This is a genomic window from Flavobacteriales bacterium (assembly GCA_013001705.1).
Taxonomy (GTDB): Bacteria; Bacteroidota; Bacteroidia; order Flavobacteriales_D; family JABDKJ01; genus JABDLZ01.
On record JABDLZ010000122.1, the window covers coordinates 1 to 14,269 of the forward strand.

The window sequence follows — 14,269 nt, forward strand, 5'->3', positions numbered from 1 at the left end:
GCCACATCCCGTATTTATTATTCAAAAATAACCATATTAGGGTATAAAAGAAAAAGCCAAACGCTAAATGTTTGACTTTTTTCTGTCGGGGTGGCAGGATTCGAACCTGCGACCTCCTGCTCCCAAAGCAGGCGCGATGACCGGGCTACGCTACACCCCGAACGGTCTTTCTAAAGGGATGGCGAAAGTATTGAATTTTCCAATTCAACGCCATCGGATGTGATCGCGCCAGGATTCGAACCTGGGACCGTCTGCTTAGAAGGCAGATGCTCTATCCAGCTGAGCTACGCGACCAATAAAAAAATTCAACCTGTCGGGATGAGAGGATTCGAACCTCCGATCTCGCGCCCCCCAGACGCGCACTTTAACCGGACTAAGCTACATCCCGTGATATGGTTCTCAGACGCTTCTGAAAACGGGTGGCAAAATTAGGAGATTCTGTCCAATTGACAAGATGATTTAGCGACCTATGGACTTGACTACTTTTGTCCCCATGAGAATACTCACGACCATCCTTCTCTTCTTCCCTTTGCTGCTTCTTGCACAGGACCCTCCTCCTCCTAGCGACCTGAGCGGAGCGGAGTTACGTGAATGGCTGAGGGACAATTGGTATCTACCTTGGCACAATGATCTGGGCTATGGACCTGCTCGAGAAGCGATGTTCGGCACCATAGATAATGAAGGGGGCACCTTGGAGTGTGTGTACTCAGGTTTCACCCAGCCGGCCGAGGAGGTCACTTTTCCTGACCCCATCAATACAGAGCATACGGTACCACAGAGTTTCTTCAATAGCCAGACCCCTATGCGCTCGGACATCCATCACCTCTTCCCTACCCATATGCAGGCCAATGGCACCCGGGGTAGTCTACCTTATGGTGAGGTGGTCGACAATCAGGCCGATGAGTGGCTCATCGGATCAGCCGGAAGTTATAACGAGTCTTCTTCCATACCTGGATCCAACATAGATGCTTACAGTGAGATAGAACACAATGTATACTTCGAGCCCAGAGAAGAGCAGAAGGGAAATACCGCTCGGGCTATCTTCTATTTCTATACGATGTATGCCGATGATGTAGAGGCCGCTTTCAGCGACATCTCCTCCATGGGAGACCTCAATACACTCTATGAGTGGCACGTCATGGATCCACCTGATACAGAGGAGGTCGAGCGCAATGAAGAGATACAGGCCGCTCAAGGGAACTACAATCCCTATATCAGTATGCCTGAGCTTGCCGGTACGGCCTGGGGCTTCACTTCTTCTCTGACCGAGAGCGAATCGGTCTGCAGAGCAGAGATACAAGGTGATATGTTGAGACTCCCTGACTGTATGGATGCACAATCGATAGCGATCTTCGATATCACTGGAAGACTGGTCTACCGATCTATCTCTAGTCAGCCCTTTCATCTGGAATCCCTCGATCAGGGACTACATATCATCACTGTCTATTCTCAGAGAGGAACCAGTGTTCTCAGATATTTCCGCTGAAAGCAAAAAAACAAAGAGCAGTGGCCATAGCCACTGCTCTCGGTCTACGAATCAAAATCCACCTGTGATCAGGCGACCTCTGTTTCCAATGATTCGAGTTTTTTCACACGCTCTTGTACCAGACCCAACTGCCGGGAAAGGACATTCTGCACTTCTCTAGGGAGCACATTCTCTTGTAGTACTTCCATATAATCCTCAATGAAGGTGCGCTCACCTCTGAGGCATTCTTCTAGTACGGACTCTTCAGTATCTGAAGAGAGTGCAGACTTGACATTGAGCCAGGTCCTGTGCAATGCTCCTTTGATGGAACCAGAGTCATTAGGCTCACCACCGAGTGATCTGATCTGGTCAGAAAGCACTTGGATCATGTCCTTACGCTCTAGGCTCACATTGAAAAGAAATAGCTTCAATGAGCGGTTATCGACACTGTCAGCAGCCTCGCTATATCCGTTATGGGAATCGTAGGCTCTATTGAGGAGTGTCTGTAGTTTATCTATCTGTTCGTCTCTGTTCTGCATAGCTATTGATGTATTATTAGGTTTAAAATTCAAATTATCGTGATCTGCTTATGAAGCACTATGCTCCAAAGAGAGACCGTTCTTTATGGTCTTGAATTCGCGATTTGCAAATTCAAGGGTCCTGATGGGAAAGGGTATACTTATATCGTTCTCATCGAATGCTCTCTTCAAGGCTTTGACCGCCTTACTCTTCTCTTCGAGGAAATTCTTATGATTCGGATCATCGAGCCAGAACCTCAGTGTGAAGTTGATGGAACTGTCACCGAATTCTCCATACATCACCTCTACTGGTTTTTTGGAAGAACTCATTTGCGTGATAGCATCGATGGCTACTTGTTCAGCTTTTTCCAGATCATCTGAATAGCTGACTCCGCACTCCAGGTCGACTCTACGTTCATTGGTCACGGTGTAATTCACCAGGCTGCTTTCCAGCACCTGCTTATTGGGTATGACGATCGTCTGACCTTGAAAGGAGCGTAAGGTGGTATATCGGAGAGTGATATCCTCTACCGTACCAAAATGATCATTGGTCTCTATCAGGTCACCCACATTGAGCGGGTAGCGCGATGCCATCAGAATTCCAGAGATCAGATTCGATGCTGTGTTCTGAAAGGCAAAACCAAGTGCCAGACCTACCACACCTACACCGGCCAACATACTGGTGACGGTCTTGTCTAGATTGAGCACCCCTAGCGCGAAGAAGAGTCCAACGGCTATTACTCCAATGTAGGCTATGGTGCTCAGAAGATTGTTGACGGCCTCGTTGTCTGATGTGCGTGTGAGGAGTTTATGTACTCCCTTTTTCAGAAGCTTGGCCACCAATACGAATCCCAAAAGGACTACTATGGCCATGGCCAGATTGGGCAACATCAGGACAGCGGTCTCATACCAGCCCATCAGTTTTTCCCAAATCTCGCTTCCTATATCTTGTATACTTTCCATGTGTCTGTAGATTTTGATTTAATCGATACTCGATCCTATGCCTCTGATTTATTGAAAGAGGCGAACATCCAGTATTTGATCTCCACATTCTGCATGAATTCTTCGACCATGTGTGTGGTCCCTATATCACCGATCTCTGCGGCTTCATCATAAGTCTCTGTAAGGTGAGTGAGGAGTATCTCGAAATCATTGAGCACTTCTGTGATCATCTCACTCGATTTGAAATCAGCAGGCACCTCTTGGATCTCACTGTTGTCCAGGAATTCCTTGAAGGTGCTGAAAGGACGCTTTCCGAATATGCGGATGCGTTCGGCTATGACGTCTATTGCTTCTTTGGTGAAGTTGTATTGCTCCTCGAGTTTCTCGTGGATATCGAAGAAATCAGGTCCTACCACGTTCCAGTGGAAATTCCTCAATTTCTGATAGTGCACTTCATAATTGGCGAGAAGGAGGTTGAGCTTCTCGACCACATTGGCCGCATCTTCACTCTCGTAGCCGAGTTTGAAGCTGCGTTTCTTTTGTTTGGCTTGGCCGTTCTTACTCATGGTGTCTAACATTTTAACAGATTTTGAATGATTCGTAAATGGATGGATTCGTAGATAAAAGGGGGAGCACCCCCGAAAGCTCTATCAAGCTTTCGAGAGTAATCCTCGGACAAGATTTACGGCTATCAATACGAGAGCCACGAAAAATATAATCTTGGCGATACTTGCTGCTCCAGCGGCTATTCCTCCAAATCCGAGGATGGCGGCTATCAAGGCAACTACTACAAAAGTTAAAGTCCAGCGTAACATAATTTTTAGGTTTTGTGATTCGCTGGATATAATGGAATTCCCGTACCAACATCCTTTTCACGCCTTTTAGCGCAAGGCTCGCTAAATCATATATTATTGATTATCAATAATTTGCGTTCAATCTGAATGTGCTTTGACGATATTAGATTGCTCTCGAGGACCATTCAGAATCCATGGTATCCCCTTCCCCGATCGGGGAATGACTTCCCCATGTAATGATGGATGATGGCCTATATATCAGATGATTCACAATCGGTACTGAATTTGGTCATGTCAGCCTGTGAAGAGAATGAACGCGCATAGATGAACACACTTTGAATTGATGAAGGATCAGGATAACTTAGTAGCAGATGGTAATGAGAGTGGAATTCCAGACATCTTGGTCATCGATGATGAGAAAGATGTCTGCTTCCTACTGTGCTCCTACCTGCGGAATAACGGTATGAAGGCCGAATACCGATTATCCTTGAGGGAAGGAAGAAGATATATGGAGGTGAATACCCCAGACGTTCTTCTACTGGATGTGAATCTCAAAGATGGCAGCGGACTGAGTCTGATGAAGGAGGATGTGATCTCTGACTCTACAGAGGTGATCGTCATGAGCGCTCAGTCACAGAATAAAGACGAAGCAATGAGACTAGGTGCAGCCGAATTCATGGATAAACCATTCAATATGAAAAATGTCATGAATACGATAGAAAGATTGACAGCGGATTGACGCGGTTCTACAGATCGATATGTCCTCAGATTAGCCATAGATACTGACCCACAAAACCATATACCATTGAAAAAACTACTGATCATAGACGATGACCGAGATATCCGACTGCTATTGCAGCGATTCTTGAGTAAACACGGATTTGATGTTTATGAAGCTGGTAGCTGTGCCTCGGCCAGGAAAGCCACTTCGGATGAGACCTACGACATCATCATAAGCGATTATAAATTGCCAGACGGTGACGGAATATCGCTGAGCAAGGAATTATGGAAGAACGGAGTCTCTGCTCCCATCATCATGATCACTGCCTACAGCGATGTGAAAATGGCCGTCAAGGCGGTCAAGCGCGGCATTTTCGATTACATCACCAAGCCTCTCCATCCAGACGAACTCCTGGAGACGATAGAGCGCGCCATGAATGCCGAAGAGGTAGGTCCTACTGCAGCAACTGAAGCAAAGCAGTCCAATAAGAAGTCCGATTCAGAGACAAAACACAAGTCATCTGTTCCTATCAACTATATACGTGGAGATAGTCCACGCTCCAAAGAGATAGATGAGCAAGTGAGCCTGATCGCCCCTACCGGCATGTCTGTGATCATCACCGGTGAGACTGGTACCGGTAAGGAATATGTGGCCAAGGAGATACACGCTCGGAGTCAACGTGCGGACAAGCCTTTTGTCGCTCTGGATTGCGGAGCACTGCCCGATGATATCGCTGGAAGCGAATTGTTCGGACATGTAAAAGGTGCTTTCACAGGTGCCATCTCGGACAAGGTGGGAAGTTTTGAATATGCGGATGGCGGTACCATCTTCTTGGATGAGATCGGAAATCTGGATATGCAGCATCAGATCAAGCTTCTGAGATTGATACAAGAGTCGAAAGTCAAAAGACTGGGTAGCAATGAAGAGAAAGACATCGATGTACGCATCATCGTAGCGACCAATGAGGATCTGATAGAAGCCAGTAGAAAAGGAACTTTCCGTCAGGATCTATTCTTCAGATTGAATGAGTTCTCTATCGAATTGGCTCCGCTCAGAGAGCGTGGAGATGATATCCTACTCTTTGCCGAGTTCTTCTTGAATATGGCAAATCAGAGTCTCAACAAGCATGTGACACAGATAGGTGATAAAGCCAAAGAGCAGATCCTGAACTACTCATGGCCAGGGAATCTCAGGGAATTGAGGAATGTGATGAAACGCGCAGTTCTTCTCAGTTCTGGAGATACGTTGAAAGAGAAAGCATTGCCTACTGAGATCACCATGCCAGAACACTTCTTCTTTGAAAGAGAACGGAACAACGGAACGGACGGTGACCTTCGATCGGCCTCTCTGCACGCAGAGTATGAAGCCATCCTGGACGCCCTGCGCAAGACCGGTAATAATAAGACCAAGGCCGCAGAGCTTCTCAATATCGACCGGAAGACCCTATATAACAAGATCAAACAATACGAATCCGAGCTCTCGTAACGATGAGTGCCTCTGACATAGCACCCCATTCAGATGATTCTACTGCCACGTACAGGAATCTGGTACGTGCTGAGAAGATCGATATGACCTCGAGAATGGTGCGCGTCATGGCACATGAGATCCGCAATCCACTCACCAATATCGATTTGGCCTTGGCCAATCTGGAATCAGCCGAAATCTCGGAGGATGATAGATTCTTTCTAGATCTGATACAAAGGAATTCCGGGCGCATCAATGACCTGCTCACCGAACTATTGGAAAGCGTGAGACCTATTTCTATCGACCTTGAGGAGGTCTCCCTACATCAGGTGATCAGCGAGAGCCTGGAGAATGTAAGTGAGCGGGCAGATAGCCAAGAAATCAAACTCGATCTACTATCGAAGGACGAGCATCCGACCATTCGCGCTGACCGTTCAAAGCTTCTTCTCGCTCTAGATCACCTCTTACTCAATGCCATTCAAGCTATGCCCGATGGCGGGAAATTGTCCATCTCTGCAAAGCCTGTTGAAGATACGATGACGATAGAGATCCATGATACGGGAATAGGAATCGATGAGAAGGATATCCCACACATATTCGACCCCTTGTTCTCACTGCGCAATGATGGAAAAGGCCTGGGTCTGACCAAAGTCCAGAATATCCTGGCCGGCCATGGATGGGATGTGATCGTCTCAAGTACTCCTGGTAAGGGAACGTCCTTCATCATCTCCCTTTCCTGACCCATTCTCAGCATCTACATTCTGTAGACACGACTCCACGGTCTCGCGTTCCATAAGTTCTTCCGCCTGAGAAAATAAAACTATATCACCTTACAAATCAGTGAGATACGATTTAGTTCTCAAAGTTTCTATAACTGGGCATGACCTTTTCTTATAGTAATGTCAAGACACGGATATACATCCTATGACATTAAGAACTTAAAAAATTGAAATCATGAAACTCAAGAACTGGTTACCGATACTATTCATCTCTTCAGCTCTCACTGTATTCTCTCAAATACCGACAGATTCCAATACGGTGTATATCCAACGTGATGGAGTCCACGTAGAGGCGCTGCAAGAGGTAGTAGATATCCCTGAGTATAAAGTTCGTGAAGTATGGAGTGACTTCATATCCCACAGACAGGATATGAGTCCGAGCGTACAAGGTCTGGAAGCTAAAGAGGCCTTGACTGCGCACAACAGCACGATAGCCAGAGCTGGAAACGGTTCATTGGAACTGGAAATGATGGTGATGGGTGTTGACGATGAGAGCTCTATCATCCGCCTGTATGCTAAATCTGATTATCAGTCAGCATATCCGGTAGAAATGGAGTCTGATACTCAAGAAACTTTAGATACCTTGCTACAGGAATTCATCAACTATGCCGAATCCCAGTCGATGGATAGCGGAGGATCTAAGTGACCTCCTCTCCTTGCAACAATCAAATAATACGAAGCCCATGACCCTCACACGCTTATTTTTCACCCTTGCCCTTGCATTTTTTTTGACCCCTACGACCATCCTAGGCCAAGCTGCTGCTGATGATCGTATGTATCATGATGAAGAACTACGCGAGGGGCACACCGTGTCATTGACCATACCTGCTGAAGCCTCTAAAGAACAACTCGAGGACTTCATGGATGACCGCTATGATGTCAATCTGAAAGGAGGTGGATTATTCAGTAATAAAGATGTCCTTTCCGCTGAAGAAATCTCTATTCCGGCCCTATATCCCGAATCGATGGACTTGTATTTCAGGGTTATACCTGTAGGTAATGAAAGCAAGGTCAAAGTAACCGCGCGCGACAGCGGTGATACGTATTTCGGTGCATCCCATATGAACACTACGTTCGAGGCTCTTGGGCGTATTTTGAATGACTACAGCATCTACGCTGAGAATCGATTCTACACCGATAGACTCAATGAGCGTCAAGAGCAAGTAGAGGATGTGATGAAGGATATTCAGAAGAATGAAGAAGACATCGAAAAGAACAAGTCCAAGATCCAAGACAATCTGGATGAGAACGCTGAAATGGAAAGCGAGAATCGCAAGATGAGTGCTGAGATCGAAGATCTAGAGAAGGACTTGAAAAAGCTCAAAGAGCAGATCGAGGGAGCCAAACGCTCGCTCAACGAGGCCAACGAAAAATAAGAATACTGAAAACAGAACTAATGAAGACGATCCTTTATCGGGATCGTCTTTTTTATTCGCTCGATTGTCATCAAATTCGTGGGAATTGGCAGAACACGAGAAATATCTCAAAGGACAAGGAGCTCAGAAGCAGATTCACAACCGATTTGAGCGGCAGTCATATGTCACAGAACATTGGGAAGGAATAGATGAAGTCGATGAAGGTCCAGAGAAGACAAGCTTCATTGAAGTCCATCCCAAGACCATCATCACACCCAACTCCAGCCCGGATGTGCCTTTCGACCTCAGCATCAACCCTTATCAAGGCTGCGAGCATGGCTGTGTCTATTGCTATGCACGCAATTCCCATCAATATTGGGGATATGGCCCAGGCAGGGATTTTGAACGGGCCATCCTGGTCAAGAAGAATGCGGCTACTCTATTGGAGAAGACCTTCAGGAAGAAGAGCTATCGTCCTGAGCTGATCGTCATATCCGGTAATACGGATTGCTATCAACCTATCGAGCGTAAATTGGGTCTGACGCGCCAACTCTTGCAGGTATTCCAGCGCTATCAGCATCCGGTGGGACTCATCACTAAGAACAGCATGATACAGCGCGATATCGATATCCTAGCGGCTATGGCCGAGAAGGATCTGGTACGTGTGACCATCTCCATCACCTCTCTGAAAGAGGAGACCCGTAGAAAACTCGAACCCCGCACAGCCAGTGTGAGCCAGCGACTGAAGACCGTGCGCAGACTATCGGATGCGGGTATCCCAGTCAATGTGAACCTAGCACCTATCATCCCGGCCATCAATAGTGATGAGGTATTCGACATCGTACAGGCAGCTGCCGACCATGGAGCGGTCAGTGCCAACTACATCATGGTGCGCCTCAATGGGGCCATAGGTGAGATCTTCAGTGATTGGGTACACAAAGCCTATCCAGAAAGAGCAGAGAAAGTATTGCACCTCATCCGCGAAGTGCATGAAGGAGGACTCAATAGCAGCGAGTGGAAGACACGCATGCGAGGCACCGGGACCTATGCCGATCAGATCCATCGCATCTTCGATATCGCTCGACAGAAATTCCTTCCCAAGAAAGAACCTACAGAGATGGACTATTCTAGATTCTCGGTCCCAGACCGGGGGCAACAGACCTCTCTGTTCTCTTAACAGATACCTTTGGACCCATGGAGAGAATGAAACCTACATCTGTCAATCCGGATTGGAAGACTGTCAAGGAATACGAGGATATCACCTACAAGAAATCCGGGCGAACGGCCCGTATCGCTTTCAATCGACCAGAAGTGCGCAATGCCTTCAGACCCCGCACGGTAGCGGAACTGTTCGAGGCTTTCTTGGACGCTCGGGAAGACCCGGAGATAGGAGTCGTACTCTTCAGCGGTGAAGGTCCTTCCTCTAAAGACGGTAAGTGGGCATTCTGTAGTGGCGGAGACCAGAGCAAGCGCGGCCACCAAGGCTATGTGGATGAGGATGGCATGCCTCGGCTCAACATTCTAGAAGTACAACGACTGATCCGCTTCATGCCCAAGGTCGTGATAGCCGTGGTACCGGGCTGGGCCGTTGGTGGTGGACATAGTTTACACGTAGTGAGCGATTTGACCTTGGCCAGTAAAGAACACGCCATCTTCAAACAGACCGATGCAGATGTGACCAGCTTCGATGGTGGATATGGCTCCGCTTATCTGGCCAAAATGGTCGGCCAGAAAAAGGCACGGGAGATCTTCTTCTTGGGCAGGAACTACTCGGCTCAGGAGGCATTTGACATGGGAATGGTCAATGCCGTAGTACCTCACGATGAATTGGAGGACACAGCCTATCAGTGGGCCCAAGAGATACTCATGAAATCCCCGACAGCCATCAAGATGCTGAAATTCGCTTTCAACCTCACCGATGACGGCATGGTAGGTCAGCAGGTATTTGCTGGAGAGGCCACGCGACTGGCCTATATGACCGATGAGGCCAAAGAAGGAAGAAATGCATTTCTTGAGAAACGGGCTCCGGACTTCTCGGATATCAAGTGGATTCCCTGATCAGAATCTCCAGGTCAATCTCCATCGGATCTCTCTACCACGGGCGTCAGCGAAATATCTGAACCTGTCCAGATACTCCCGATAGCGGGTGTTGAGGAGATTCTCCACGTCTAATCCAAGGGTGAAACTGGTAGCCCCGAATGCCATCTTGGTCTCGGCACCTAGAGAGAACAGTGTATACGGATCCGGTGGTGGAAGGAAATCTTGACCTTGCAGAGCACTGTCCTCTGATCGGTCGGGATAGTCGCTGTTATCTGTCAATATTCCTTGACGCTCGAAGACGTGACGCAATCCGGCATCCAAAGTGAATTCGTTGAGCAGCCCCTGGGTAGGCACAGCGTATTCTACCGAATAGTTCAGTCTATCGCTTGGAATACCTAGAAGTCCTCGAGCACTTCTGCGCTCTTCTCCACGTATCCAAGAGTAATCCGCCAGGGTCCTCCAGCGCTCATTCAGTTCTGCCGATACCCTCGCATCTACACCGCGGATCAATCCGTCCACTTGAGCATACTCGAATACGGGGAAGGCTCCACGGATGGTCTGTCGCAATTCGTCTTGTGGCTCTAGGTAGATGTATTTGTCGATGTGATGCACATATGCGACTACATCGAAGAACACTTTCTCATGCAAGTGATACTCGGCTCCTAGCAGGGCCTTGATGCCTTTTTCATTCTGCAGATCCCGGTCACCTTCTTCTATCCCACTCACTCCTTGGTGTAGACCATAGCTGAATAACTCATTGACAGCCGGACTCCTCTCGCGATAGCCGATCTCTGCATTCAACTTGAAGTCATGTACAGAGGTGTAGGTAGTGGATATAGAAGCACTCGGTGTATGGAACCATAGATCCTCTCTGATGATCTCTCTTGGCAAGCTATTACTGATCGTCAATGCATATAGATTCTTCGTATCCCATCGCGCACCCACGGTATATTCCCATCTATTCCATCGAGCAGTATGCAATAGGAAGAGTGAATACTGACTCTGAAGGTAGTCTGGTATCAGAGGTAGAATTCCTGTTTCAGGGTCATTGCTATTCCGAGCAAATCGATGTTGAAGACCCGCTCTCCATTGCCTACCTCCCGCAGTGCGCCATTTCATCTTCAACTCTGTGAAATGCTCTTCCTTGGATAGAGAAAGGGCGGGTAACTCATCTCTGCCGGCCCTGCGCACATCGTACTCATCCCGGCTATTCAACTGCAGGGCATACGTGAGATCGAGTATAAGAGAATCACTCACGAGATAGCGGTTATGAAGCTTGAATAGATGATGACCGACCACCTGCCTTGGATTGCTGATATCCCTGTCCCTCTGGTCAGAGGTGAAGAAGGGTTCTTCTCTGTTCAGAGCGGAGAGCAGATCGGTGACATTGCTGATATGTGCACCCCGTAGAATGCCGATCTCTGAGTTGAACACACTGTAGTACAACTCCGATCTCAGTCTCTGCTTGAAGGTCTTTTCTAAGGTGAATGCTCCATTCAATCCGCGAGATGCCGTATTGGTCAGAAAATGATCCGGAGTCTGCCCGTCCGAACTGGATTGTGCGGAGAGGTCGGCCCTCCAGGACAATCCTTTCATGCCTTGCTGAAGGCGAAGATGGAGTGCATGGCCAAGATCAGTTGTATTGAACCCATAACTCCCGAGACCATGGATATGGGGCTCGTTGGGTATCGGACTTTTTTCCAGAAGGATCACTCCCATTCCCTCTCCATTGTAGGCCAATGTATTTGCTCCTTTGATCACGGTCAATCGATCGGCAGAACGCGGGTCGATCTCTGGAGCATGGCCCATACCCCATTGCTGCCCTGAGTGGGCCACGCCATTATTGAGCAGGGTCAAGCGATTACCGCTCATGCCGTGAAGTACGGGTTTCACAATATCAGACCCGGTACGTATTGCACTGACTCCAGGCACTTGGGTGAGCATCTCCCCTATTCCTTTATCGGGAGCCTCGATGATTTTTTCTGTACTGAGCACGGACTGTTCTCCCAAGGCCCTGTCAGTCGCTGATTCGGACACTACCACTTCATCCAATAGTTCAGCATGGTGATGTAGACGCAGTGTGAAGGAAGTGTCTTGTCGAATATCCAGATATAGCCGCACCTCCTCACATCCGACATGATTGATGCGCAGGTGCATGGGACCCGCGCAAATACCCTCAAAGGTGAATTCTCCCGAAAGGTCGGTCTGTGTACCGATGGCCCTATCACTGTCATACAGGGAAACGTAGGGCATGGGCTCACCATTGTGGGCATCTAGTACCGTACCCCCAATGGTGATGGCACAATCTTGCCCCAAACCCTTCCCATATACGAGAAGTGCAAGGAGCAAGCTCATGCCTAGCTTCAATCTATTGGATAGTGATGTCAAAGGATACTTCTATATCGGTCTCTCCACCGGCATTGGTAATATCTCCATCGCTCACACCAGCCTCATCTTTTTCAGGCTCATGTCTAAGGATGATCTCCAAGCTACCTGAACTGGCAGATTGGGTCATCACTTCTGTGGTGAGGCCAAGGGGAAAACCATTGGCATCCGAGTCGGTATAGCTCACCGTCATATCGGCACCATCCACCATGTAGAATACCTGATGCTCTTCGGCTTCGTCTTCCACTTCTTCAGTGATATCCTCTATGGGATCCTCCACTTCATTAAGGAATTCCAAATGGGTACCATAGGTGACTCCAGCAACCAGAGCTGCACCATTGACAATGACCGGAGCATCACCGCCATCTCCATCGAGATCGGTGAAGGTCCATGTGATGGTATCGCCTCCAGATGCGGGTACCATATGGAACCGTACGGTCGTTATCAGTTCTTCTTCATTGGGTATCACAGGATCCTCTTCATCGTCTTTTTCGCAAGCTGAGAACATGGCTACAGCTATCACGCCCATGACGAATGGGATGATCGATTTTTTCATTCTGATCGAGAATTATAATGTAAGTATCAGCCCAGGATGGACTGCGAAAGCATGTAGAGGACGAATCCTCTGGTATCAACTTACACAAAGAGGAGGACCGCGCTGATAGGTCGTTTCAGAATAGAGAGCCTGTTTCTCTCGGGTAGGAAGAATGGAGAATTTCTGTGACAGGTCATGAGGCAGTATTTCAACTGAATATTCGAGGACCGCTTCAGATGAATTTCGTTCTGCCCATAGACAGAGTTCGCATGATTCCTCCTTATCAGAGAAGTGGTCGTGGTCTGCACAGGCAGACTTGTCTCCATGGAATAGACTTAGATGACACGCTGTGTTAAGTGCTTCTTCTGAGCACTCGTGTTGGGCTAGGTGGCAGTGCTCTGCATGACTGTCGTGGTCGTGGAATAATTCTTCCAAGCCGTGTCCCGAGGGTACGGTGAGGGCAGCGATCAGTATGACCGCCCAGATTCTTTGCAGGATGTGAAATAGCCCTTTCACACAACAAAGTTACGCTTAAGAAGAATGAAATAGTAAAAGTCGAAGAGGAAGGAACTCAGTAGCCCATCTTCTGCATGGATATCATATTCCAGCAGGTATACGCGATGATGCGGATATCCATGGTCATGGACCAATGCTGGATATAGAATACGTCCATCTTGACGCGATCCTGCATCTGCTTGACCTCTTTGGTCTCACCTCGGTAACCTTTGGCCTGTGCCAGACCAGTGATACCTGGTTTCACCCAATGACGGATGACGAATGGCTTGATGAGTTTGGAGTACATGCGCGTGTGCTCGATCATGTGAGGTCGAGGACCTACGACCGACATATTGCCGATCAGTACATTGAAGAACTGAGGGAACTCATCGATGCTCGTTCTGCGCAAGAAGGCTCCGAATCGGGTGATCCGAGAATCGTCCTTGGTCGCTTGTTTGGTATCCGATTGGGCATTGACCCGCATGGTACGGAACTTATAGCAGTAGAATGGCTTGTAGTTGATCCCGCTGCGTTTCTGCTTGAAAAAGACCGGTCCCGGAGACTCGAGTTTGATCAGCAGGGCCGTGATAGGGATAAGCCATGGGAAGACCAGTACAATGACACATAATGAGAACAAGATGTCGAAGCCCCTTTTCACTATGCGATTCATACGTACTTCCAATGGCTCTTTGGCCAAGGACACCACGGGGGTATAGCCATTATAATCCACATCCACATAGACTGATCGCTTGCTCAGTTTATGGATGACTTCATTG

Annotated in this window: 15 protein-coding genes and 3 tRNA genes; 8 read left to right on the forward strand and 10 right to left on the reverse strand. The window is 48.0% G+C overall.

Annotated features, from left to right (window positions below; all coding sequences use genetic code 11):
• Nucleotides 1–85 precede the first annotated feature (85 nt).
• From HKN79_05120 to HKN79_05130, 3 genes are all read right to left on the reverse strand, one after another.
• Nucleotides 86–160 (reverse strand) — tRNA-Pro (locus HKN79_05120).
• 60 nt (nucleotides 161–220) lie between these two features.
• Nucleotides 221–294 (reverse strand) — tRNA-Arg (locus HKN79_05125).
• A gap of 19 nt (nucleotides 295–313) precedes the next feature.
• Nucleotides 314–388: transfer RNA gene (locus HKN79_05130), tRNA-Pro, on the reverse strand.
• A gap of 105 nt (nucleotides 389–493) precedes the next feature.
• On the opposite strand from HKN79_05130, the gene HKN79_05135 reads away from it, so the two are divergent.
• Nucleotides 494–1,486, forward strand: a complete 993-nt coding sequence (locus HKN79_05135) for a hypothetical protein (protein ID NNC82940.1) — start codon at nucleotides 494–496, stop codon at nucleotides 1,484–1,486.
• 68 nt (nucleotides 1,487–1,554) lie between these two features.
• On the opposite strand, the gene HKN79_05140 is transcribed toward HKN79_05135, so the two are convergent.
• The 4 genes from HKN79_05140 to HKN79_05155 all read right to left on the reverse strand — a co-directional run bounded on the left by HKN79_05140 (nucleotide 1,555) and on the right by HKN79_05155 (nucleotide 3,740).
• Nucleotides 1,555–2,004 (reverse strand): PA2169 family four-helix-bundle protein, encoded by a 450-nt coding sequence (locus HKN79_05140; GenBank protein NNC82941.1) that lies wholly within the window; start codon nucleotides 2,002–2,004, stop codon nucleotides 1,555–1,557.
• Nucleotides 2,005–2,052: 48 nt separating this feature from the next.
• Nucleotides 2,053–2,946, reverse strand: coding sequence for a mechanosensitive ion channel (locus HKN79_05145; protein ID NNC82942.1), 894 nt, complete (start codon nucleotides 2,944–2,946; stop codon nucleotides 2,053–2,055).
• Between the two features lie 35 nt (nucleotides 2,947–2,981).
• Nucleotides 2,982–3,491 (reverse strand): DNA starvation/stationary phase protection protein, encoded by a 510-nt coding sequence (locus tag HKN79_05150; GenBank protein NNC82943.1) that lies wholly within the window; start codon nucleotides 3,489–3,491, stop codon nucleotides 2,982–2,984.
• Between the two features lie 84 nt (nucleotides 3,492–3,575).
• The gene (locus HKN79_05155) at nucleotides 3,576–3,740 is read right to left on the reverse strand and encodes a DUF1328 domain-containing protein (GenBank protein ID NNC82944.1); all 165 of its coding nucleotides are present in this window, start codon (nucleotides 3,738–3,740) and stop codon (nucleotides 3,576–3,578) included.
• Nucleotides 3,741–4,062: 322 nt separating this feature from the next.
• Between HKN79_05155 and HKN79_05160 the strand changes: the two genes are divergently transcribed.
• From HKN79_05160 to HKN79_05190, 7 genes are all read left to right on the forward strand, one after another.
• Nucleotides 4,063–4,458: a response regulator gene (locus tag HKN79_05160; GenBank protein NNC82945.1), complete on the forward strand. Its 396-nt coding sequence runs from the start codon at nucleotides 4,063–4,065 to the stop codon at nucleotides 4,456–4,458.
• 66 nt (nucleotides 4,459–4,524) lie between these two features.
• On the forward strand, nucleotides 4,525–5,925 hold the full coding sequence (locus HKN79_05165) for a sigma-54-dependent Fis family transcriptional regulator (protein ID NNC82946.1): 1,401 nt from the start codon (nucleotides 4,525–4,527) through the stop codon (nucleotides 5,923–5,925).
• Nucleotides 5,926–5,927: 2 nt separating this feature from the next.
• Nucleotides 5,928–6,644, forward strand: a complete 717-nt coding sequence (locus HKN79_05170; GenBank protein ID NNC82947.1) for a hypothetical protein — start codon at nucleotides 5,928–5,930, stop codon at nucleotides 6,642–6,644.
• A gap of 214 nt (nucleotides 6,645–6,858) precedes the next feature.
• Entirely contained in the window at nucleotides 6,859–7,329 is a 471-nt protein-coding gene (locus HKN79_05175; GenBank protein NNC82948.1) for a hypothetical protein, read from the forward strand.
• Nucleotides 7,330–7,366: 37 nt separating this feature from the next.
• Entirely contained in the window at nucleotides 7,367–8,059 is a 693-nt protein-coding gene (locus HKN79_05180; protein NNC82949.1) for a hypothetical protein, read from the forward strand.
• Between the two features lie 64 nt (nucleotides 8,060–8,123).
• On the forward strand, nucleotides 8,124–9,215 hold the full coding sequence (locus HKN79_05185) for a PA0069 family radical SAM protein (protein ID NNC82950.1): 1,092 nt from the start codon (nucleotides 8,124–8,126) through the stop codon (nucleotides 9,213–9,215).
• 26 nt (nucleotides 9,216–9,241) lie between these two features.
• Complete coding sequence (locus tag HKN79_05190; protein NNC82951.1) at nucleotides 9,242–10,096, forward strand: 1,4-dihydroxy-2-naphthoyl-CoA synthase; 855 nt, start codon at nucleotides 9,242–9,244, stop codon at nucleotides 10,094–10,096.
• On the opposite strand, the gene HKN79_05195 is transcribed toward HKN79_05190, so the two are convergent.
• From HKN79_05195 to HKN79_05205, 3 genes are all read right to left on the reverse strand, one after another.
• A complete protein-coding gene (locus HKN79_05195; protein ID NNC82952.1) occupies nucleotides 10,097–12,433 on the reverse strand; it encodes a TonB-dependent receptor in 2,337 nt (778 codons plus the stop codon).
• A gap of 13 nt (nucleotides 12,434–12,446) precedes the next feature.
• Nucleotides 12,447–13,019 carry a type 1 periplasmic binding fold superfamily protein gene (locus HKN79_05200; protein NNC82953.1) on the reverse strand — a complete coding sequence of 191 codons (573 nt, stop codon included), beginning with the start codon at nucleotides 13,017–13,019 and terminating at the stop codon, nucleotides 12,447–12,449.
• 550 nt (nucleotides 13,020–13,569) lie between these two features.
• On the reverse strand, nucleotides 13,570–14,269 hold a 700-nt coding region (locus tag HKN79_05205; GenBank protein ID NNC82954.1), incomplete at its 5' end, for an exopolysaccharide biosynthesis polyprenyl glycosylphosphotransferase.

What these genes read in the sequence shown, in the direction of transcription:
- HKN79_05170 (NNC82947.1), top strand. Translation starts at nt 5,928, where the DNA reads ATGAGTGCCTCTGACATAGCACCCCATTCAGATGATTCTACTGCCACG.
- HKN79_05190 (NNC82951.1), top strand. Translation starts at nt 9,242, where the DNA reads ATGAAACCTACATCTGTCAATCCGGATTGGAAGACTGTCAAGGAATAC.
- HKN79_05150 (NNC82943.1), bottom strand. Translation starts at nt 3,491, where the DNA reads ATGAGTAAGAACGGCCAAGCCAAACAAAAGAAACGCAGCTTCAAACTC.
- HKN79_05155 (NNC82944.1), bottom strand. Translation starts at nt 3,740, where the DNA reads ATGTTACGCTGGACTTTAACTTTTGTAGTAGTTGCCTTGATAGCCGCC.
- HKN79_05200 (NNC82953.1), bottom strand. Translation starts at nt 13,019, where the DNA reads ATGAAAAAATCGATCATCCCATTCGTCATGGGCGTGATAGCTGTAGCC.
- HKN79_05195 (NNC82952.1), bottom strand. Translation starts at nt 12,433, where the DNA reads ATGAGCTTGCTCCTTGCACTTCTCGTATATGGGAAGGGTTTGGGGCAA.
- HKN79_05145 (NNC82942.1), bottom strand. Translation starts at nt 2,946, where the DNA reads ATGGAAAGTATACAAGATATAGGAAGCGAGATTTGGGAAAAACTGATG.
- HKN79_05135 (NNC82940.1), top strand. Translation starts at nt 494, where the DNA reads ATGAGAATACTCACGACCATCCTTCTCTTCTTCCCTTTGCTGCTTCTT.
- HKN79_05175 (NNC82948.1), top strand. Translation starts at nt 6,859, where the DNA reads ATGAAACTCAAGAACTGGTTACCGATACTATTCATCTCTTCAGCTCTC.
- HKN79_05180 (NNC82949.1), top strand. Translation starts at nt 7,367, where the DNA reads ATGACCCTCACACGCTTATTTTTCACCCTTGCCCTTGCATTTTTTTTG.
- HKN79_05140 (NNC82941.1), bottom strand. Translation starts at nt 2,004, where the DNA reads ATGCAGAACAGAGACGAACAGATAGATAAACTACAGACACTCCTCAAT.
- HKN79_05160 (NNC82945.1), top strand. Translation starts at nt 4,063, where the DNA reads ATGAAGGATCAGGATAACTTAGTAGCAGATGGTAATGAGAGTGGAATT.